The sequence below is a fragment of the Tautonia plasticadhaerens genome, assembly GCF_007752535.1.
Classification (GTDB): domain Bacteria; phylum Planctomycetota; class Planctomycetia; order Isosphaerales; family Isosphaeraceae; genus Tautonia; species Tautonia plasticadhaerens.
On record NZ_CP036426.1, the window covers coordinates 3480900 to 3498579 of the forward strand.

Consider the following 17680-nt stretch of genomic DNA (forward strand, 5'->3'; position numbering starts at 1 on the left):
CTCCTTGGCTAAGTGTGTTAAGGGGTGATCAGTTCGACGGTCGCGCTTTCCAGCGTGATCGTCTCGCCGGTATTGGAAAGCTGCCCGGTCAGGGCCAGGGTCGTCGCTGCCGTGGTGTCCACGCTCGCGGTGACGGCGGTGCTCGATGAAGTACCGAAGGTCACGCCCCCGCCGACCCCGCCTTGCGAATTGGTGGCGTTGCGGTTCTGGATGGTGGTATAAACCCGCGATGTGGCCGCCGTGGTCAGCGCGAATGAGGAAAAGGCGGTGCCGCCCGCGCCGTCGTAGCGCACGCGCAGCGTCTTGGTGTTTGCGGAATTGGTGTGCGACCAGCCGGACGTGATGGCGAGCTGGCCGTTGGTTCCAAGGACATTCGCCGGGACGGTCACGGTGGCGAGCGTGGTTTCCGTCAGCGTGCCGGTGATGGAGGCCGAAACCGCCGAGGAAGAGAGGATGCAGCGCCCATTGACCAGCTTGTAGCGGGTGCCGGTGGAGTACCAGAGCGAGCCGTTGCAGACATCGGTGACCAGATACACCTTGCCGGTGTTGCTTGCTGCTGCGGGGAGGCTTGCAAAGGTCGTCTGCGGGTAGCCGATGCCGGGGGTGTAGGCGAGCGCCGGGGCGGATAACAGCCAGAGCGAAAGCAGGCGTTTCATCATGCGGTGATCCTCCAGGTGGTGCCGTTGTAGTAGAAGGTGAGCGCGCCGTAATTCTCCGAAATGGTCGGGTTCACCACGCCGTCGAAGGTGCCAGTCAGGGTAATCGGGTAGGTCTGGGCATTGCCCGCGCCGTCCTTGACGGTGAACTGCTTATAGGGGGTGACTTTCGTGGGGAGCGTCACGCTCGTCGTGGCGGGGACTGTCTTTGCGATCTCCACCAGCGTGTCGGAATTGGACATCGTGACCGCGCCTGATGCGATGACAACGCGACCGTTCGGCCTTCCGGGGAAGCCGTTGTCGTCCTCATAGAGCGCGGCGCAGATGGCCGGGGTTCCGATGGCGGTCTTGTTCGTCAGGTTGGTGCTGCCGAAATTGTTGCCGTAAACGTGAACGCTGGTTAATGCGTTATCGGCCACGGAGCCGGAATCCACGATGATCGGATAGGCGGTCGCGCCCGCGTAGGAAACCGAATTACGCTCCACCTCGAAGCGGGAGACGGCGAGCGTCTTGGCCGAAGCATTGCCCCCGATAAGGCGGATGAAGCCTTCCGAGCCGGAGCCGTTGGAATTGATGTTCACACACTCGTTGCCCTTCACGCTCAGCCGGGTGACCGTGGCGTTGTTCGGGAAGTTGAGCACGATGAACGAGCGGGCAAGGCCGGTGACGAAATTGTCGCGGAAGATGATCTCGTTCGCCGCAGCGGTGGACGACGAACCCGCCGAGCAGGTGATGTAGCCGAAGCGGAACATCGGCCCGTTGATGATTTTGTTGCGCTCCACGATCAGGGTCTTGAAGCCCTTGCTGGGCAGAACCCCGAGGAAGGCGGAGGTGGCGAGGCAGTTGGAGGCGATATTCCCCGCCACCACCATGTGCTCGCAACTCAGGTTCACGATGGAGCCGGTGGCGCCGGGCTTGACGTTCTCGAAGTAATTGCTCTCGATGACAGCGGTGCCGTTGTCGGTCTGCTGGACGGTGATGCCGGAACCCGAGGTGAAGGCCATGCCGTTGGAGGCGATGCCTGCGGTGTTGTCGAGGTTGCGGATCACGTTGTCGCGGATGACGATTTTGCACTGGTTGCCGGAAGACCAGATGATGCCGCCCGTTCCATAGACGCCACTTTCCACGTCGTAGCAGTCGATGTAATTGCCCTCAAGGATGGTGTCGCCCGGCACTTCGTAGCCGTAGGTGAGCGAGGTCGAAGTGATGCCCGGCGCGATGGACTCGCCTTCCACCCCATACTCCCAGTTGCCGATGAGCACGTTGTTGCGGATGATCGTGCCCTTCCAGTTGGAGTTCTGGATGCCTTCCTGGAAGGCGCGGGTGACGATGTTGTCGGCGATGAGTAACCCCTGCGAGGCGAAGCTTGCGTCATCCCCATCGATCCAGCCTGAAGAAGAGATGCCGTTGCGCGACCCTAAATGCCCCAGCAAATGCCCGCAATGATCGACGATATTGCGCTGGATGACGCCGTTCCTGCCCCAGTTGCAGTAAATGCCCGAGGACGGAAGGTTGTAGGCTTCGCAATCCACCACGCTGAAATTGTGGCAGAAGACGATGGAAAAGCCGTTGAGCGACTGGTTGGCGCTGAGATCGGGGCCGGAGTAGGCGCTGTTGTCGATGGTCAGCCCACGGATGTGGACGTTCTCCACCACCGTCGAATCGGTGACTGACTGGCCGGAGGTAATCCCTGCGCGCTTGCCGTCGGTCGGGTTGCCGGTAATCATCACCGCGCCCGCGGCGAGCGGGTAGATGTTGCTCAGGGTGATTGTGGACAGGTCGGGGATGATGATGGACTGCGCTTTCACCCCTTCGAGCGTGATGTTGCTCGGGATGATGAGCGGCGAAGCCACGTTCCAGCCGCTATAGGTGCCGGGGGGCACATAGACAACACCCCCGCCTAAGCCGGAGACATAATTGATCGCGGCCTGCCATGCGTTGCGGTGGTTTAAGGAGCCGTTCGAGCCGTAGAAGTCGAGCACGTTCACCTTGAACCGCACCGCGAGCGTGCGTTCTGTCGTGGAGCCTGCGGCGAGGATGGAGAGCGCGGAATCGCTGCCCCCGTCGAGAATCGTGCCGGAGGTGTCGGCGAAGCGTGCCAGCCTTCCAACGGTGGCTGCGCCGGAGACGGAGGCTACGGTGCCGCCTGCCCCGGAAGCGGCCTTTGTGGCTGCGGTGCCCAAGCCTAGATTGGTGCGTGCCGTGGCGGCGCTGGCGAGGCCGGAGAGGTTGCCCGCTGGCTGAAGTGCGGAATCGGCTTTCGTTCCTTGCTCTGTGGTGGCAAACGCCGAAGAATCCTGCGTTGCGGCGGAGCCTACGGCCACGCGGCGGTTCTCGCCACCCCGTGCCACGGGGATCATGTCGCCGGTTTGTACCGTTCCGCCGTTGGTCAGTGCGCTGATTTTGGTATCTGCCATTTACGCTTCCATGAGTAGGTTGTCTCCGGTTTCGAGGAGCAGGCCGTAGCCGCTCTCAAGGAGGAATTCCGAGCCGGGGAATTCTTGCTCCTGCACAATCGCGCGGAACCGCATCACGCCGTGGTAGTACCTGTCCGGCTCCGCTTCGTCCCCCGTATCGGGGAGGAGCTGGTTGAACTCGCAGGTGATCTCGGTGAGGTCGTAGCCTTCCACGTCCACCGCGTTTTCCTGCCGGTCTAATGCCCGGTAGACGCTTTGCATCAGGTCGGCGCATGCCTTGTCGCCGCTGCCCTGCGTCCATGCATGGAGCGTCACGGTGATTTCCTGCCCGTCGCCGGTCTTGGTGCGGAACGGGATGGATGTTTTCTCGCCGATCACCACATACGGGAAGGCTGAAGCCTGCGGGATATGGCTGTAGACGTTCGATCCGATGCGGATAACCAATCGGTCGTAGATGCCCTTGTGCAGTGCGTTGACGGCAAGGGTCATATACCCGCACCATCGGTGTTCTGGCTGCCTTGTCCGATACCGTCATTCACGGCCTTGGCGATGCGTTCCAGGATGAATGGCTTGCTCTTCTCCAATGCGGTAAACATGAACGGTCGCGGCGCGATCTTGTGCGTGCCGAACTCCAGCATCTTGGCATATTTCGCGGAAGCGCTGACCGTGGCAATCAGTTCGTTGTTTTCCTTCTTCACGCTGGAATCGACCTGGATGCTGTTGGTCAGATTGCCGGTATCGGATGCCGGCGCTTCGCCGGGCGCGGAGGCGGTGTGCGCCTTACTGCGCTTGACGAATCCGACCGACCTGCCGTTGATCGTGAACCACGCGGTGGGTTCTTCCCCATCCACGGCGGGGCGCATGTCGTAGGTCTTGCCGGACTTGCCGCCCTGCTGGATGGATTTCTTCGCCTCGGTCGCAACCCGTTGGGCGGCAACGTACAGGGCTTTCTTGACCTGCTTATCGACGGCTTTCTGTACGAGTTCGGTCGCCTTGCGAAGGTTATCCAAGCCGTCAATTTCGACCTTGAATCCGAGGGATGAGCGGTCTGTCCCTGAAAACGTGCCTCCCTCAGTCGCCATGCTCTCGTACCAGTCCTTTGCGTTTCATTTCCGCCAGTCCGATATCCATGAGCGCGGCGATAACTCTTCCATTGTGCCGTTGCGGGGTTTTCTCCTTGCTGGGCTGGCTCTTCGCGGCAAGCCGCTCCAGTCCGTCGATCTTGACGCTGATTTCCATTACGGGATGATCAGCTCGACCATGTGGCGCAGGAGCGTCATCTCCTCGCCCGCGCCCGCGCTCTGCAACTGGCCGGTGATGACCAGCGTGGTATCCGCCGAGGTGTCGATGGCTCCGGTGACGCCCGCCCCGGAGGACTGACCGTAACCGGCCGACCCGGCACTCATGCCGAACTGGCTGTTCTGCGCGTTGCGGTTGGTGATGATGGCCGTTGCCTGCTGGGAAATCAGCGTGGTGCTGCCCGCCTGCAGGAATACCGTGCCTGACGCCCCGCCCAGGCGAATGCGGAGGGTTTTGCTGTTCGCCGAGTTGTTGCCCGAGTTGGTGCAGGTGATCTGGAGGGAGCCGTTGGCGGTCATGAGGCCGCCGGGCACATTGACCGTCACGAAGGTGGTTTCGGTAGTCGTGCCGCTGAGCGTGGCCGAGGCGACGGCAGATGATGCGAGGAAGCAGCGACCGAGCGGCTTCCACACCGAGCCGTTGGAGATGAACAGGGTGCCCCCGCCGATATCGGAGAAGTAATAGATTTTGTCCGTGGCCGCCGATGCCGCAGGGCGGTTGGCGAAAGTCGTGGAGGTAATGGCCATGTCGTTCAATCCATAAGCGTTGAGGAGGGTGAGCAGGCGGCTCATCAGAGGGGCCGGGTGGCGAGGGTGATGGCGGTATCCCCGGTCTGCGTGCCGGTCACCAGCTTGATGAAGCGAAGTCCTGCGACAACGGGCAGGTTCTCGACCGGGCAGTATTTGCTCGCCGCCGTGGTGAGCGTGAAATCCACGCCGCCGCTTTGCACGGTGACGAAGGTTCCGCCCGAAGCGGGGGCAGCCTTGATCTGCACGGTGCTGCCGTCGAAGGTGGAAGGCATGAACAGACCGATCAAATCGGTGCCGTTCAGGTCGATCTCGTTGCTTTCGGTCGCGCCGTTGGCGATGGTCGCCGTCAGGTTGTAGCTGTCGTTGGGCTGGTACTGGTGGCTCTCGGGCATTAGCGGCTCCTGATGCGGATGGTGAGTGTCTGGTCTTGCTCCCGCCCTGCGGCGGTGATGATGTGGTTGACAAGCGCATATTCCGCGCCGAGCGTACCGCCGGAAAGCCAGATCGTGGCAGTGGTCTGGGTGGACGATTCGTTTTCGACCGTGATCCCGGCGGGTGCCGTCCAGGTGCTGGTGGCGATCGTGTCTCCGTCAAGCCAATCCTCCCACTCGATGACGTAATCCTTCAGCGCCTGCGGGTCTTTGATCTTGATGTTGCTCATGCTGCTCTCACGGCTTTCAGTTCAGGGGGCACGCGATACGTGCGGTCTTCCGCCTTCACGCGGTAGGTTCTGTCATCGGCGGGCACGCGGTAGGTGCGATCCGGCGGCGTCGAGCCGGGATCGGCGGAGGAGAATTCGCTCCCGGCGGTCAGCAGTTCGCTCCGCGATGCATTCATGGCGCTGAAGGCGGTCAAGCCATCGGTGGCCGTCAGGGCTTCCGCGAAGGCATGGCCATAGGCCAGCGAGGCAGTGGCGCTGTCGGTTGCGGCGATGTCCTCTGCGTAGCTCGCCGCCTGCGTCTGAAGAGTGGCGAGGAAATCCTCGGCGGCGGCGGTATCGTCGTAGGCGGCCGCCATCGTCTGGGCGGCCTCCATCCAGTCTTCGGCCAAGGCCGATTCTTCCATGTCGAGGAAGAGGGTCACGGTATCGGTCAGGCTTTCGGCTGCGGCCGAGTTTTCGTCGTAAGCCGCTTCTTGCGTGGCGATTACGGACTGGGCATCGCTCGCGGTGGCGGCTTCGCTCACGAACACGTCGTAGGTCTGCGGCCCCACAATCACGTTGCCATCGTAATTGTCATTCGCCGCGAGTGGTTCGTCGTAAGGCGGAACCAGCGTGGCGGTTGTAGCAAGCGACTCTGCGGCGGCGGCATCCTCGCTGATCGCTGCGTCCATCGCGTGCGCAGCGGCGTAACTTTCGGTGCTGGTTAGACTTTCGCTCAAAGACGGGTCGAAACTTACGGTGCCGTCGATTCCATCCTCTGCCGAAGCGGATTCGCTGAAGGCTGGGATGAGTGTGGCATCCACCGCCAGGGGAACGTCCGGCAACACCTCTTCGAGGATGGCCGTATTGGCCATCAGGGAGACCGCTACGGCATCGTCTGCGGCAATGTCCCCTGATAGCTCCTCTTCGAGTAACAGCCCGCCAAACAGGCTCTCCGTGGCCGTCACGGCTTCGCTCAAGGCTGCATCGGCGATTGCCGTGGCGGCCAGACTCTCCCCGGCGGCCGCGGATTCGGCTCGCGTGGTGTTGGCGGTCAGCGCCGGGCTAGTGGATTCTGCGGCGGTAAGGGCTTCGGAGAAAGTGTCGTCGTAGGTCGAGCCGGAAGAGGCGGTGAATTCCGCCACCTGCCAGCCGGGCGTGGAGGCGACCGTTCCGGCATTTCCCTTCCGCGCGGTGACCGTCGTTCCGTTGGTCAGCTCCGCCGAGGCGAGAATCTGGTAGGTGCTGCTCCCTGTCGTCGAATAGCCGAGGAACGATAGCGCCGATTTGGTCGTATCCACGCCCGTAATCGCGCTGGCGGCCGAGGTCGCGGAGGTAACCGCCGTTGTCCCCTGCTGGCGGCTGGCCAGCACGCCGGGGACAAACTCGATCACGGTATAGTTGACCGTGCGCGACGACGAAGATGTGCCCGCGCGCGTCAGCGTGACGGAGGTGCTGCTGGCGAGCTGGAGATGGTAGGAAAATCCGTTCCATGTGCTCGTCGTCGTGCTCACCCCGCCCCAGATCAGGAGAGTATTGGCGGTATTGACGCTCGAAATCGTGTCCGTGCTGCTAGTGGTGTTCACCGCGAGCGTCACCGAGCGTTTCTGCACGCTCTGTATCACGGACGGCTGGAATTCCACCACGCAGTAGGCCGCCGTGACCGTGTTGACCCCGGCGCTTCCGCGTGTGGCCGTGACCGTCGTGCCGTTCGTCAGCTCAAGTCGCGGGAAGGTGTTGGTCGGTGCCGTGCCGGTGCTGGAGTTGCTGCTGCCGAGGAAGAACACCGCCGAACGGCTGGTATCCACCGAGGCAATCGTGGCCGTGTTGCTCGCAACGCCGGAGGCGAGGGTGATCGTCCCCTGCTGCACGGAAGCCACCAGCGCGCTGGAGAATTCCACGACCTGACCCCGGACGATGCAGTTGGTGCCGGTGCCGCCGCGCGTGGCGGTGACGGTGGTGCTGTTCGTCAGCTCGGCGCGGGCGATGACGTTGTTCATCAGCCCGCCGGAATCGGTGCTCGTGCTCCCGCCGAAGAAGATGACGGACCTGGCCGTATCGACGGCGGCTATCGTGTCAGTGCCCGTGGCCGCGCCGCTGCCGAGCGTTATCTCGAACGGCTGGGATGACGCGATATAGGAGGCCATCGAAGGCCCCGCTTAGCTCACGCTGACGGTCGGAGTGACGTTCAGCGTATCGCCATTTGCCACGGAGCGGGATACGGCGAAATCCCCTGCGCTATAAAGAACGCCGGAGGTGCCGGTATTGGCCGAGGCGATAAACGCGCCCGCGACCGTCGCGGTGCCGGTGATGGAGAAGGACACGGCGGTGGCGGTGTTGGAGCCGTTGGTCGTGGTGCCGAACGTAATCGCCGGGCGGTTGCCGGAATAGGGCGTGACTTCCGACCACCCGCCATGCGAGGAGAGCGTGTCGGCGGCGGCTGCGGAGCCTGTCCCCTTAAGCCCCAGATACCACGCGGCGGTATAGGCGGAGCCTTTAAAGTATTTATCCACGAGGTCGGTCTTGCCCGCGGTGGTCACCACGTTGGTGAAGCTGTCTTCCCACTTGAGGTTGCCGTCGGCGTCGAAGCACTCGAACTTGTAGGTGTATTTGGGGGCGTCCAGGCCGCTTTCAAAGCCGGGGTTCATCACCGCGCCCGCGTTTACGGAATCGCTGACGTTGGAGTTCTCATTCATCTGTCCTCGCTAACTGACTGGGTTTTTCTCGACGCAGAGCAGCCGCAGGAACCGGCCCTCCTCGTTCTCGTTGATGACTTCCTTGATGTGCAGCACGCGCTCGCCGTAGAGCAGGCGCATGGCGTTGGTGACGCCGGCGCGGTAGCGGATCATCACCTTGTGGGTGAGGGGCGTTTGCAGCTGCATCGCCTGCATCCGCTCGTAGCCCTTCATCGGCATGATCTCCGCCCAGGTGCTGGCGACGTTGCCCCAGCTGTCGGTGAAGCCGCCCTGGCCGTCCTCGGTCTGGGTCAGGCTCTGGAGCGTCACCCGCTTGTTCATGCGGGACATCGCGTTGGTGCAGTTCACAGGCACTCGACGCGGTACTGGCGGAGCAGCTGCTGGGCTGCGGGCGGCACGTCGCAACCGCATTGGCCGCGCGTTTCGTACAGGCTCGCCGCGTGCATCTGGATGGCCATGCGGATCGCGGGCGGCACGTCAGATGCGGCATCGCCATAGCCGTTGATGGTCACAATCGCCACGGCGGCGACGGAGCGGAGATTGGTCGGCCAGGTCGCTGTTTCGGCCAGCACGATCCGGTTACCCGCCGTGTCGGCGGTATAATTCGAGGGGTCGAACGTGCTGGCGGTATTGGCTGTATCGTAGGTGGTGACGCTGGTGATGCTTTGCACCGGCGCGCGGGGCAGCTCGATTTCGTCGGGCAGCTCGCCGTAGAGGGCGGTGACCGGCAGGTCATAGACGCCTTCGGGCAGGTCATAGACCATACCGCAGCGGTTCAAATCGAGCGAGAGTTTCCAGCTCTGTGTGATGAACGCCCGGCGGGTGTATTCCTCCGCAGCCTGGCGCGCCACGGTGATGAAGCTGTCGATCAGGGCTTCTTCCGCGCTCGCGGCGTCGTCGTCCAGCCGCGCGAACGCGGCAAGCTCGCTCACCGTTACCGGCTCGATGGCCGGGGCGGTGATGAGCGTCAGGTGGCGCCGGGCGGACACGGTTATTTCTTACCCTTGTTGGCGGGTGCGCGCTGGATGGCCTTGTTCTCGGGCGCGAAGTCCAGGGATTTGGTTTGCTCGATCTCGATGGGATCGCCCGGTACGGCCGTTGCGCCTTCCGGCAGTTCGTCTTCCTGGAGCTTTTCTCCTTCGGCCAGCGTGCGCGGCTGGAGTTCGGTCACCAGCTCCACCGCCCCAAGCTCCACGAAGCAGCGAAGCAGCGTTTCACCGAGCGGGTATTGGTTGCCCGCCTCATAGGTGCGGGGGTAGATGTCGCCCTCGTCCACGCCGAGCATGGTCTTCAGCATCGTCACGGTTTGCTTCATAAGAATCCCGAAAAATGTGAGGGAGCCGGAGCCCCCTCACTCAGTTGGCAATGGCTTAGGTGTAGGCGTTCACCGGAGCCTGGCGGTTGCGGCCGCGCAGGCCGAGCACGCCAACGGGCGTTCCGGTCGAGTGGGTGCCAGTAACGTTGAACACGCCGCGGATGTAGCGCTTGCTGCCTTTGTAGCCGACCGCGAAGACGTTGGAATCCTCGGCGGGGGCATCGATCACAGCCACCGTGCCCGGGTTGGTGCCGGTGACATAGTTGGTCAGGTCGGCATTGGCCACGTCCGTCCAGTTGGTGTTGTCGTCGGACTCTTCGACTTCGAGCTCGATATAGACCGAGCCGGAGAGCGTATCGGCGGAATTGCCGACATCGAACAGCAGCACCGCGTCGTCGCAATCCTGCAAATCCAGGCCGGTGGAGTTGGCATCCGCCGTGCGAACGGCAGGAATCAACAGGGAGATGAACCCCGTGTTGGCGTAGAGGGAAGTGTGGTTCGGCATAAGGAATCCTTTCCTTGGTGTTCAGGTGGGAGCGGGTTGCCCCGCCCCCGGTTAGTCACTCACTGTTACTGGGCTTCAGCAGGTTAATTGCTGAGTTTCAGCAGCTTGTAAGCCTCAAAATTGATCACAGCCCCGCCGACACGTTTGGTCGTGTAGAACGAGATGTACGGCTTGTCCGTGAACGGATCGCGCAGCACGCGGATGCCCATGCGGTCGACGATCTGGTAGGCGCGCTTGAAGTCGCCGTAGGCCACGCTGAGCGAGGCGGAAGCCGCAACCGGCATGTCGTCGGCGAAGTAAATCTTCTTTCCGAGCACCATGGTTTCCAGCCCGGCGTTCTTGTCGAGCGTCAGGTTGAAATACAGTCGGTTTTCCGCGTCCTTCAGCTTCATGATCGCGCCCCAGGAGGAACGCTTCATCAGGAACACCGCGCCCGCCTGGTACGGCTCTTTCAGGCCGTTCTGCAGGGAGATCAGCCCGTCGATGGTGAACGCGCCGGCGGAACCGGAGACGATCTGTTCCACCTGCTGGGCGCCGATATCGGTGCCTGCGGTGTAGCTCAGGATGCCCTTGGGCTTCAGCACGCCGGTGCCGGAGATGAACGCGGTTGCCTCATCGCGGGCGAATTTGTCGACCACCTTGCTGCCGAGCCACGACTCCATGTCGATGCCCGCGTCGTCCAGGATCTTCTGGGTCGCCTTCGGGTTGGCGTAGAGCTCGTTGACCGGGATGGTCAGCTTGCCCAGCTGCGGGGTGCTGGTCGTGGAACGCGATCCGGTTTCGCCCACCCAGCCGGAGCCTGCCTCGTCGTTGTCGAGGATAACTTCATAGCTGTCGGTGCCGATGGTGATCACGCTCGCCAGCTGGCGCATCGGCGAGGATTCCCACACCTTCGTCTGGATGATCCCGCCGAGTTCCGGCATCACCACGAAGCCGCCGCTCGGGTCGGCGTTGACCGACAGGGCTTTGAGTTCTGGGTTGGCATCGGCCTTCTGGGCGATGAAATCGGCGAAGTCTTCGCGGTTCGCGCTCTTGGTGCGGGTGAACTGGTTGAACAGCGTGTTGGCCTGGGCTTTGGCTTCCTTGGATTTGTCCTCGGAGGTGCCGGGCGCGGGCAGGCGGTTGAACGCCGTTTTCAGGTCGCTCAGTTCCTTATCGTGCTCGACCTGCTTGGCTTCCAGCGCCTTGTTCTGGTCTTCCAGGGCTTTGGTGCGAGCCGCCTCTTTCTGGCTCTGCTCCAGCGCTTTGCCGATGTCGGTCTGGATGGCATTGAACTTCGCTTCGTCGAACGCGTCGAGCTTGCCGAGCTTCGGTGCCAGGTCGGTTTTGAAGGCTTCGAACGCGTTCAGCGCATTCTTGACTTCGGTGGTTACATCATTGGTCATAGGTCCTCTTACAGGGTGAGTTGTTGGGTAAAGCGGCCGAATAGCTCGGCCAGTTCCTTGTGCTCTTCCTCCTCAGCCTCCCGCTCAGGGTTCAGCGCCTTGAAGCCGCGCAGCGCGATGGTGGTCGCGTCGTCGCGGCTGTATCCTCCTGCCTCCCGCAGGAAATCCTCGAACTGCCGGATGGTTTCCGGCTTGCTCTTCACTCGTGTGATGTTCGCTTTCTCGTTGGCCGGGAAGGTCACCAGCGACACTTCCCACAGCTCCAGGTCGAGCAGCTTGCGGGTGCCGTTGGCCTGGTCGACTTCGTATTTCTTGGTCGAATAGCCGATGGACAGGCCCTTCATCGCCTTCATCTTCGCCAGCTGGTAGGCTTCCTCGCCGAGCGGCGTGTTCGCGAACGTGCCTTCCAGGTAGAGCCCGCGCGTTCGCTCCTCGTAGACGTCCCAGACGCCGGGGATCATGTCGCTGCGGTGCTGCCAGAGCATGGCCGGCTGGCGGTCTTTCATGCTGCGCAGGAATGCACCCGGCATGACGATGTCGCCGTAGCTGTCGGTGTTGCCGAACACGGAGCCGTAGCCGCATACTTTCCGGCTGCTGTCGTCGGCCTTCAGCTCGATCAGCTCGAAGCTTTTGAATTCACGTTCCATGGATAGTCCCCTGTCTGTGGGCAATAAAAAACCCCGCCGGAGCGGGGTTATGATTAGAAAGTGGCTATCGGCTCCTCAGCGGACTGGGATTTACGCTCCCGTGCTTTTAGAATCGATTCGATCACTTCTGGATGCGATGCGCCGAACGCGATATCGATCTCACCATCCGCGCTTTTGCTGAAATTGCATACGACGGGGTGGACAAGGCCTTCCGGCTCCTGCTCCGGTAGCGTCTCGTGGTCCGTCACCTGCACGGTAATCGTGTTCTGGATCAGGTCTTCCCACGTGATAGCAACCTTTTCTACCTTACATTTCCCGCCAAACACTGCTTCAAGCAGTGGTACGGAAATGCGTAGAATTCCAGCCCTCTTTGTCATTCCGCCTCACTGTAAATAATTGAGCACCTGCACGCTATCGTGTTACCCGCACTCCCAGCCGGGTCGCCCGGCCGGTCCATCAGCTCGCCGCCGACGTTGAATTTCTCGTCCAGCGGGATCGCCGGGTGATTCGCCATCGCAAGGTGCTCCGGGCGCGTGCGGCTATCCGAGGTCGGCAGCCAGGCTTTGAGCATCTTCATGTCCAGCTGCTGCTCGGCATCCCGCACGCTCTCGATGCTGCCGTAGGTGGCGGCGGCGTGCGTCTCGGTGCGTGCGATCACGCTGGCCCGGCGCGGCGTCAGGCTGGTCAGCTTGCGGATATTCGAGGCGATGGCCTGCGTGCCCAGCCCCTCGCCGATCCCGGCTTCGATGGCAGCGGCCACGGTATCGCGGTCGGTGTCGGTGATCATGCGTGCTTTTCGCAGCGCTTCCCGGCGAACCCAGGAGAACATCAGGGCTTCCAGCGGCGTGAGTGCCGATTTCTTGCCCTTGGCGATGCCGGAGAGCGCCAGCTTGCCAAAATTCGCGGTCGTTTCCGTGTAATGGGCGAGTAGCGTGTTGAAGACCCGCGTGCGGTGCTTCTCGTTCAGGTGGGCGGGCACGGTGCCGGTGTCGGCCACGGATCTGGCGACCTGGCGGAGGTAGGAATTGAGCGCGGTACCGGCCTTCAGGCGGAGCTTGTGTTCGTAGAACGTCATCCCGCGCTGGAAGGCGACGTGCTGACGGCGGCGGGAGAGCATCTAGGCTTTGTGTCCGAGCCACATCATCGTGGCCATGAAAGCGAGTGCGGCAATCAGAACGACGGCCAGGATAGCCGCGTTTTGCGAGTCCATCCCGCCCGGACGGGGGCGCGGGTTCTGCGTCGGAGCAGGCCGGTTGTAGGCGCTCACGTCCTCCGCAGGCATAGGGCGTTTCGGCTTGTGCACAGTTCCGTCGGGCAGGTATATCAGTTTTTCGGTCATAACTCAGGCAGGCAGCAGGAAATACGGCTGCCAGAACCACGGGCCGAACCAGCAGTTCAGCCGCACCAGCTGCACGAATTCATCCTGGTAGACGATGTCGAGTGCGGAACCGGCCTGGGCGTTCGAGCCCGGGAACTGGATGCGGATGACCTTGTCGTCCTCTTCGATAATCTCGACCTCAAGCGTCATCCTCGTCCTCTTCTTCTTCCGCCGGTTTAGGCTTCTTGGGCTTCTTCGGTTTCGGCTCGGGCTCAGGTTCCGGCGACGGCGCATCTTCCTCGCCATCGGCATCGCTGCCCGGCTCGGCCAGATCGGGGATTTCGCCGGCCAGTTCCAGCGGGATGTTGGTGGACGGCACCAGCACCACGTCGCCGCCGTCCACGTCATCCAGGCCCATCGCCCGGCGTTTCTCGTTGACGGTCATGTAGGTGGCAGCGTTGATCCGGTCACCCTTTTCCTTGCGGCGCGGCTCCAGCGCGGGAATCGCCTCTTCGTCGTACCAGATCACCAAATCGTCGCCGAACAGCGGGGCCAGCCAGTTGTTCAGCTCCTCGAGATCGCTCTCCAGGAAGGGGATCACGGTGTCGGAGTAATAGGCGACCTTGGCTTCACCGTAATTAGAATATGTGCTTTCGCCCGGGATGTTGACCAGCTGCGGCGGGGTGTGGAACACGCCGGCGATGAAGCGGGCGGTAACCAGCATCGTCTCCCGGTGGTCCATGTCCTTCGGGCTGAGCGAAATCGGCGTCCATTTCATGCCGCCTTCGAGCACCATGGGCTTGCCGGCGTTGTGCTTGCCGGAGAACCGGTCGTCGAGCATGCGCTTGAGGCTGGAGCGCTGGTCATCGGTCAGGGATACCGGCTTGCCTTCGCGGTCGACAATCTCCAGCGCGCCGGAGGGGCGAGCTTCGTTATCGAGCAGCGCCTTGTTCCAGGCTTGCCCGGAATTGAACGTGTCCACGCCGAACGCGGCGGCCACCAGCGGCGGCAGGCCGATCGACGGGTTGAGCGGGTTGACGGTCTTCAGGTGCAGGATGGCGCACTTGCCGGTGATCCGGTCGACCGGGAAGCGGATCGGCTTGGCCTGGCCGGGGCGGTAGTCGTACCAGGCGGGAAGCGCGCTCTGGGGCTGCGCCTGCACCGTCACCGACTGCGTCGGCAGGAGCCATAATTCTTTCGGCGGGTTGCCCTTGCGGCTGAACGGGTCGATGCCCTCGCCGTGGACGTAGGCATTCCCGCCGATCAGGCGGTAGGTGGCCATCGCCTCGCGGAAGCTCCGGCCGCCCGCCATCGGGTTGGGGCGTTCCAGCAGTTTCAGCAGCGGATGGTTCTCCAGCTTCACCAGCTTGCCGCCCTGCTTGCGGTAGACGTGCAGGTCCACCGAGGCGGACGCCCTGGCGAGCTTGGTCACGCAGGCGTAGACGATCGGGTTCTGCTCGTAGCCGTCCTTGGCCAGCAGGTCGAAGCGGCGTTCCAGCCAGCGGGCCGCGCCGATGCCGTAAAGGAACGTGGCGTTCTTGACGGCGAATTGATCGACCGCTTTGGAGCGGCGGGTGAACCAGGCCACGGGCTACCAGATGCGGATGTCGGGGGTGACCGACCGGGTGCGCATCCAGTTCAGGAACTGCGTTGTGCTGTCCACCTGGTCGTCGTGCGGAGCGTTCGGAAAAGTCATCAGTTCCATCTCGTAATCGGTTAGCCAGGCGGCGTGCGTGGGCAGGCTCACCTTGCCCGCTTCCACGAGGGCGGAGACGGCGCTGGCACGGGTTTCTTTGTCTTTCTCCGGGTTGATCGCCAGCAACGGCAATTGCGTGCTATGTCGGAGATCCTGCAAAACCTGCTGGCCGGAGGATTTGTCCTCGATCAACACGGCGTTGGCGCCCCATGTTTCGGCGTGCTCGGCCACGCGGGCTTTGAGCTGAGGGTATTCCAGGCGTTTGACCAGCACATGCAGGAGGTCGTAGCCGTCCGGGCGTATGCCCCATGTGGTGCAGCAGCTCGGGTCATTCAATTCCGCCGCCTTGCTCGCGGTATCCCAGCTCTGAACGATCTGCAGGTAGCTGTCCTGCGGCCGCTCGTGGCGTTTGAACCAGCCCGCCTTGAAGATGCCGCCTTCCGCCGGAGCCGGGCGTTGCTGGTACTGGCCGGCAAAGGCGTAGGAGCCCATGATATTCTTCTGTGCCTCGACCGCCGCCGCACTCTCGCGCTCGGGATGGAGCAGATCGCCTTCCTCGCGGACCACTTTGACGCGGCCGAAATCGATGACGGTGCGCGTCTCGGCAATCGCCGGGATGCAGAGGTTTTCCCATCCGCCCTTGGCCAGCAGGTGACCGGAGAGGTCATCCGCGTGAAGTCGCTGCATCACCACGACAATGACGCCGTTTTCTTTGTCGTCGAGGCGGGTGCAAAACCCCTGGTCGAACCACGTATTAGCTGTTTCCCGGTCAGCGTCCGAAAGGGCCTGCGCCGCATTCAGCGGGTCATCGACGATCAGGAAGTTGCCGCCTTCGCCGATGGCCGAGCCGCCGACCGAAGTGGCGAAGCGATGGCCGCGAGCGGTGGTGACGAATTTGCGTTTCTCGTTCTGGTCGCCGGTCAGGTGAACGCCGGGAAACACCCGCTTGTACCACTCCGACTGGAGGATCAGGCGGGTATCCACGCTGTGCTTGAGCGACAGCACCTCGGCGTAGGAAGCGGCCAGGATGCGTTCGGATGGGTTATGCCCCAGCAGCCATGCCGGCCATGCCACGGTGACCGAGATGGATTTCATGTAGCGCGGCGGTATGTTGATGATCAGCCGCTTGATCTCGCGACGGGTGCAGGCTTCGAGATACTCCGCGATCAGGTCGATGTGCCAGTTGTGCTTGTAACTGGCGCCCGGATCGACCGTGGCGAAGGCTTTGCGGGTAAACGCCGCCAGGCGGGTGCGCAGGAGGGCGTCGAACGCCTTCTGGTCACTTACCTTGTTTTGCGTACTCGTCAAGCAGAGCCTTATCCTGCTCCGCCAGCTGTACCCCGTTCACGCTCACGTTCACATTGGTATCGCCCTTGGAGCCAAATCGCTTCGGTGCCAGTTTCTCGGCCACCTTGATGCGCGTATCCACCCGCAGCTTGTCGCGTTGTGCGGTGGCGGCAAGGAACTCCTGCCGCGCCTGGCTATCCTGCGGTGAAACCCCATCGTCGTTGCTGCCGATATGCTCGCGCTCGGCGGGCTCGCCGTCTGCGATATCCACGGCCTCGTCCATGTAGGATTCCGCCTGCCAGTCGCGCGCACAGGCGTACTGGTCGCAAAACGCCTTGTATGTTTCCTCGCCAGCTGCACCTCTGGTAAGCCAACGGATCACGGTAGCTTTGTCCGGCATGTGCTCGTCGGAGCAGATTCGACGCAGCGATTCGCCGTTCGCCAACCGCTCACAGATGTCCGTGGCGAGCTTGGCGGAATATCGTGTCGGCCTTCCGGTCATTTCACATACTTCTCGGGAAAGCTGATCGCGGAAGCCACGCGCACCAGCTCCTCTTTCGCGATCAGGCGGAACCGCACCGCGTCGTCATAATGGCCATCCTGCACCGGCTTCCCGAGCGACCGGTCGCCTTGCCTGGCCGGGAAGAGCGGCGTGTAATCGAAGTCGACCGGCACGTTGTTGCGGTCGTAAACCGTCTTGCCCTTGATAGCCGGCGGGTAATACTCGCCGTTCACGATTTTCTGGAAGATGGTGCCCTTGGGGCAGGACAGGAACGATATGCGGGATAGCTCCTTGCTCATCGCTTGACGAACTTTCCGTTGACGCGTGGCTGCGGCTGGCGGTTGACCTTCGGCTTTGCAGGCACGCAGTTTTCGGCCGGAGCCGCAGGGGTTTTCACCATCGCCTCGATCAGCTGCCTGCCCGATTCCGTCAGTTGGCGGTCCAGCTCCAGAACGATATCGCCATGGGCTTTCTCCCGGGATTCCTTGATCGCCTTCCGAAGCGAGCCGATGCCCTTCAGGACGTCCTTCTGCTGCCGATCAATCCTGGCGATGGCCCAGAGCACCAGCATCAGCGCCAGTGCCAGCAGGATGACCAGCAGGGCGTTCATCACGCGCGGCTCCCCAGGCAGGCCAGGAGTACGCGGAGCGGTAGCTGGACTGCGAGTCCGAACCAGAGCAGCGGCATAAGCAAAACCTGTGCAAAAAGAAACCCCGCGTTGGCGGGGTGGAGTGAATTCGATGAGGAGGAATGATGCCAGACGGTCCTACAAAAAACGCTCTAAAAC

Annotated in this window: 24 protein-coding genes; all 24 read right to left on the minus strand. The window is 62.4% G+C overall.

What is annotated here, in order from left to right; genetic code table 11:
* Nucleotides 1-17: 17 nt before the first annotated feature.
* The 24 genes from ElP_RS13660 to ElP_RS13770 all read right to left on the minus strand — a co-directional run bounded on the left by ElP_RS13660 (nucleotide 18) and on the right by ElP_RS13770 (nucleotide 17503).
* Nucleotides 18-659 carry a hypothetical protein gene (locus ElP_RS13660; RefSeq protein ID WP_145270130.1) on the minus strand — a complete coding sequence of 214 codons (642 nt, stop codon included), beginning with the start codon at nucleotides 657-659 and terminating at the stop codon, nucleotides 18-20.
* A complete protein-coding gene (locus ElP_RS13665; protein WP_145270132.1) occupies nucleotides 656-3073 on the minus strand; it encodes a right-handed parallel beta-helix repeat-containing protein in 2418 nt (805 codons plus the stop codon). Before ElP_RS13665 ends, ElP_RS13660 begins: the two co-directional genes overlap by 4 nt.
* A complete protein-coding gene (locus tag ElP_RS13670) occupies nucleotides 3074-3562 on the minus strand; it encodes a DUF3168 domain-containing protein (protein ID WP_145270134.1) in 489 nt (162 codons plus the stop codon). It lies immediately after the preceding gene.
* A complete protein-coding gene (locus ElP_RS13675; protein WP_145270136.1) occupies nucleotides 3559-4155 on the minus strand; it encodes an HK97-gp10 family putative phage morphogenesis protein in 597 nt (198 codons plus the stop codon). The genes ElP_RS13670 and ElP_RS13675 overlap by 4 nt, the downstream gene beginning before the upstream one ends.
* Nucleotides 4145-4312, minus strand: coding sequence for a hypothetical protein (locus ElP_RS38010; protein WP_197446965.1), 168 nt, complete (start codon nucleotides 4310-4312; stop codon nucleotides 4145-4147). Before ElP_RS38010 ends, ElP_RS13675 begins: the two co-directional genes overlap by 11 nt.
* On the minus strand, nucleotides 4312-4944 hold the full coding sequence (locus ElP_RS13680; protein WP_145270138.1) for a hypothetical protein: 633 nt from the start codon (nucleotides 4942-4944) through the stop codon (nucleotides 4312-4314). Before ElP_RS13680 ends, ElP_RS38010 begins: the two co-directional genes overlap by 1 nt.
* Nucleotides 4944-5294 carry a hypothetical protein gene (locus tag ElP_RS13685; RefSeq protein WP_145270140.1) on the minus strand — a complete coding sequence of 117 codons (351 nt, stop codon included), beginning with the start codon at nucleotides 5292-5294 and terminating at the stop codon, nucleotides 4944-4946. The genes ElP_RS13680 and ElP_RS13685 overlap by 1 nt, the downstream gene beginning before the upstream one ends.
* Nucleotides 5294-5563 (minus strand): phage fiber-tail adaptor protein, encoded by a 270-nt coding sequence (locus ElP_RS13690; RefSeq protein ID WP_145270142.1) that lies wholly within the window; start codon nucleotides 5561-5563, stop codon nucleotides 5294-5296. Before ElP_RS13690 ends, ElP_RS13685 begins: the two co-directional genes overlap by 1 nt.
* Nucleotides 5560-7689: an autotransporter outer membrane beta-barrel domain-containing protein gene (locus tag ElP_RS13695; protein WP_145270144.1), complete on the minus strand. Its 2130-nt coding sequence runs from the start codon at nucleotides 7687-7689 to the stop codon at nucleotides 5560-5562. The genes ElP_RS13690 and ElP_RS13695 overlap by 4 nt, the downstream gene beginning before the upstream one ends.
* A 12-nt stretch (nucleotides 7690-7701) precedes the next feature.
* On the minus strand, nucleotides 7702-8238 hold the full coding sequence (locus ElP_RS13700) for a hypothetical protein (protein ID WP_197446966.1): 537 nt from the start codon (nucleotides 8236-8238) through the stop codon (nucleotides 7702-7704).
* A 9-nt stretch (nucleotides 8239-8247) separates the two neighbouring features.
* Entirely contained in the window at nucleotides 8248-8592 is a 345-nt protein-coding gene (locus ElP_RS13705) for a phage head closure protein (protein WP_197446967.1), read from the minus strand.
* Entirely contained in the window at nucleotides 8583-9227 is a 645-nt protein-coding gene (locus ElP_RS13710; protein ID WP_145270149.1) for a head-tail connector protein, read from the minus strand. Before ElP_RS13710 ends, ElP_RS13705 begins: the two co-directional genes overlap by 10 nt.
* A gap of 2 nt (nucleotides 9228-9229) precedes the next feature.
* Nucleotides 9230-9535 (minus strand): hypothetical protein, encoded by a 306-nt coding sequence (locus ElP_RS13715; protein ID WP_145270151.1) that lies wholly within the window; start codon nucleotides 9533-9535, stop codon nucleotides 9230-9232.
* A 73-nt stretch (nucleotides 9536-9608) separates the two neighbouring features.
* On the minus strand, nucleotides 9609-10058 hold the full coding sequence (locus tag ElP_RS13720; RefSeq protein WP_145270153.1) for a hypothetical protein: 450 nt from the start codon (nucleotides 10056-10058) through the stop codon (nucleotides 9609-9611).
* An 83-nt stretch (nucleotides 10059-10141) separates the two neighbouring features.
* The gene (locus ElP_RS13725) at nucleotides 10142-11443 is read right to left on the minus strand and encodes a phage major capsid protein (RefSeq protein WP_145270155.1); all 1302 of its coding nucleotides are present in this window, start codon (nucleotides 11441-11443) and stop codon (nucleotides 10142-10144) included.
* An 8-nt stretch (nucleotides 11444-11451) separates the two neighbouring features.
* Nucleotides 11452-12090 carry an HK97 family phage prohead protease gene (locus tag ElP_RS13730; RefSeq protein ID WP_145270157.1) on the minus strand — a complete coding sequence of 213 codons (639 nt, stop codon included), beginning with the start codon at nucleotides 12088-12090 and terminating at the stop codon, nucleotides 11452-11454.
* Between the two features lie 53 nt (nucleotides 12091-12143).
* On the minus strand, nucleotides 12144-12467 hold the full coding sequence (locus ElP_RS13735; RefSeq protein WP_145270159.1) for a hypothetical protein: 324 nt from the start codon (nucleotides 12465-12467) through the stop codon (nucleotides 12144-12146).
* Nucleotides 12464-13207 carry a phage minor head protein gene (locus tag ElP_RS13740; RefSeq protein ID WP_145270161.1) on the minus strand — a complete coding sequence of 248 codons (744 nt, stop codon included), beginning with the start codon at nucleotides 13205-13207 and terminating at the stop codon, nucleotides 12464-12466. Before ElP_RS13740 ends, ElP_RS13735 begins: the two co-directional genes overlap by 4 nt.
* A gap of 225 nt (nucleotides 13208-13432) precedes the next feature.
* On the minus strand, nucleotides 13433-13618 hold the full coding sequence (locus ElP_RS13745; protein ID WP_145270163.1) for a hypothetical protein: 186 nt from the start codon (nucleotides 13616-13618) through the stop codon (nucleotides 13433-13435).
* Nucleotides 13608-14996 (minus strand): phage portal protein, encoded by a 1389-nt coding sequence (locus tag ElP_RS13750; RefSeq protein WP_145270165.1) that lies wholly within the window; start codon nucleotides 14994-14996, stop codon nucleotides 13608-13610. Before ElP_RS13750 ends, ElP_RS13745 begins: the two co-directional genes overlap by 11 nt.
* Nucleotides 14997-14999: 3 nt before the next feature.
* Nucleotides 15000-16412, minus strand: a complete 1413-nt coding sequence (gene terL / locus ElP_RS13755; RefSeq protein ID WP_145270167.1) for a phage terminase large subunit — start codon at nucleotides 16410-16412, stop codon at nucleotides 15000-15002.
* Complete coding sequence (locus ElP_RS13760; RefSeq protein WP_197446968.1) at nucleotides 16384-16893, minus strand: terminase small subunit-like protein; 510 nt, start codon at nucleotides 16891-16893, stop codon at nucleotides 16384-16386. The genes terL and ElP_RS13760 overlap by 29 nt, the downstream gene beginning before the upstream one ends.
* Nucleotides 16890-17192: a hypothetical protein gene (locus ElP_RS13765; RefSeq protein ID WP_145270169.1), complete on the minus strand. Its 303-nt coding sequence runs from the start codon at nucleotides 17190-17192 to the stop codon at nucleotides 16890-16892. Before ElP_RS13765 ends, ElP_RS13760 begins: the two co-directional genes overlap by 4 nt.
* Nucleotides 17189-17503, minus strand: coding sequence for a hypothetical protein (locus ElP_RS13770; protein ID WP_145270170.1), 315 nt, complete (start codon nucleotides 17501-17503; stop codon nucleotides 17189-17191). Before ElP_RS13770 ends, ElP_RS13765 begins: the two co-directional genes overlap by 4 nt.
* Nucleotides 17504-17680 lie beyond the last annotated feature (177 nt).

Bases quoted from the DNA above. Each gene is read 5' to 3' on its own strand.
- ElP_RS13740 (WP_145270161.1), bottom strand. From the start codon at position 13,207: ATGCTCTCCCGCCGCCGTCAGCACGTCGCCTTCCAGCGCGGGATGACG.
- ElP_RS13770 (WP_145270170.1), bottom strand. From the start codon at position 17,503: ATGAACGCCCTGCTGGTCATCCTGCTGGCACTGGCGCTGATGCTGGTG.
- ElP_RS13680 (WP_145270138.1), bottom strand. From the start codon at position 4,944: ATGAGCCGCCTGCTCACCCTCCTCAACGCTTATGGATTGAACGACATG.
- ElP_RS13745 (WP_145270163.1), bottom strand. From the start codon at position 13,618: ATGACGCTTGAGGTCGAGATTATCGAAGAGGACGACAAGGTCATCCGC.
- ElP_RS13660 (WP_145270130.1), bottom strand. From the start codon at position 659: ATGATGAAACGCCTGCTTTCGCTCTGGCTGTTATCCGCCCCGGCGCTC.
- ElP_RS13730 (WP_145270157.1), bottom strand. From the start codon at position 12,090: ATGGAACGTGAATTCAAAAGCTTCGAGCTGATCGAGCTGAAGGCCGAC.
- ElP_RS13685 (WP_145270140.1), bottom strand. From the start codon at position 5,294: ATGCCCGAGAGCCACCAGTACCAGCCCAACGACAGCTACAACCTGACG.
- ElP_RS13715 (WP_145270151.1), bottom strand. From the start codon at position 9,535: ATGCTGAAGACCATGCTCGGCGTGGACGAGGGCGACATCTACCCCCGC.
- ElP_RS13760 (WP_197446968.1), bottom strand. From the start codon at position 16,893: ATGACCGGAAGGCCGACACGATATTCCGCCAAGCTCGCCACGGACATC.
- ElP_RS13670 (WP_145270134.1), bottom strand. From the start codon at position 3,562: ATGACCCTTGCCGTCAACGCACTGCACAAGGGCATCTACGACCGATTG.
- ElP_RS13735 (WP_145270159.1), bottom strand. From the start codon at position 12,467: ATGACAAAGAGGGCTGGAATTCTACGCATTTCCGTACCACTGCTTGAA.
- ElP_RS13720 (WP_145270153.1), bottom strand. From the start codon at position 10,058: ATGCCGAACCACACTTCCCTCTACGCCAACACGGGGTTCATCTCCCTG.
- ElP_RS13675 (WP_145270136.1), bottom strand. From the start codon at position 4,155: ATGGCGACTGAGGGAGGCACGTTTTCAGGGACAGACCGCTCATCCCTC.
- ElP_RS13690 (WP_145270142.1), bottom strand. From the start codon at position 5,563: ATGAGCAACATCAAGATCAAAGACCCGCAGGCGCTGAAGGATTACGTC.
- ElP_RS13700 (WP_197446966.1), bottom strand. From the start codon at position 8,238: ATGAATGAGAACTCCAACGTCAGCGATTCCGTAAACGCGGGCGCGGTG.
- ElP_RS13695 (WP_145270144.1), bottom strand. From the start codon at position 7,689: ATGGCCTCCTATATCGCGTCATCCCAGCCGTTCGAGATAACGCTCGGC.
- ElP_RS38010 (WP_197446965.1), bottom strand. From the start codon at position 4,312: ATGGAAATCAGCGTCAAGATCGACGGACTGGAGCGGCTTGCCGCGAAG.
- ElP_RS13765 (WP_145270169.1), bottom strand. From the start codon at position 17,192: ATGAGCAAGGAGCTATCCCGCATATCGTTCCTGTCCTGCCCCAAGGGC.
- ElP_RS13725 (WP_145270155.1), bottom strand. From the start codon at position 11,443: ATGACCAATGATGTAACCACCGAAGTCAAGAATGCGCTGAACGCGTTC.
- ElP_RS13665 (WP_145270132.1), bottom strand. From the start codon at position 3,073: ATGGCAGATACCAAAATCAGCGCACTGACCAACGGCGGAACGGTACAA.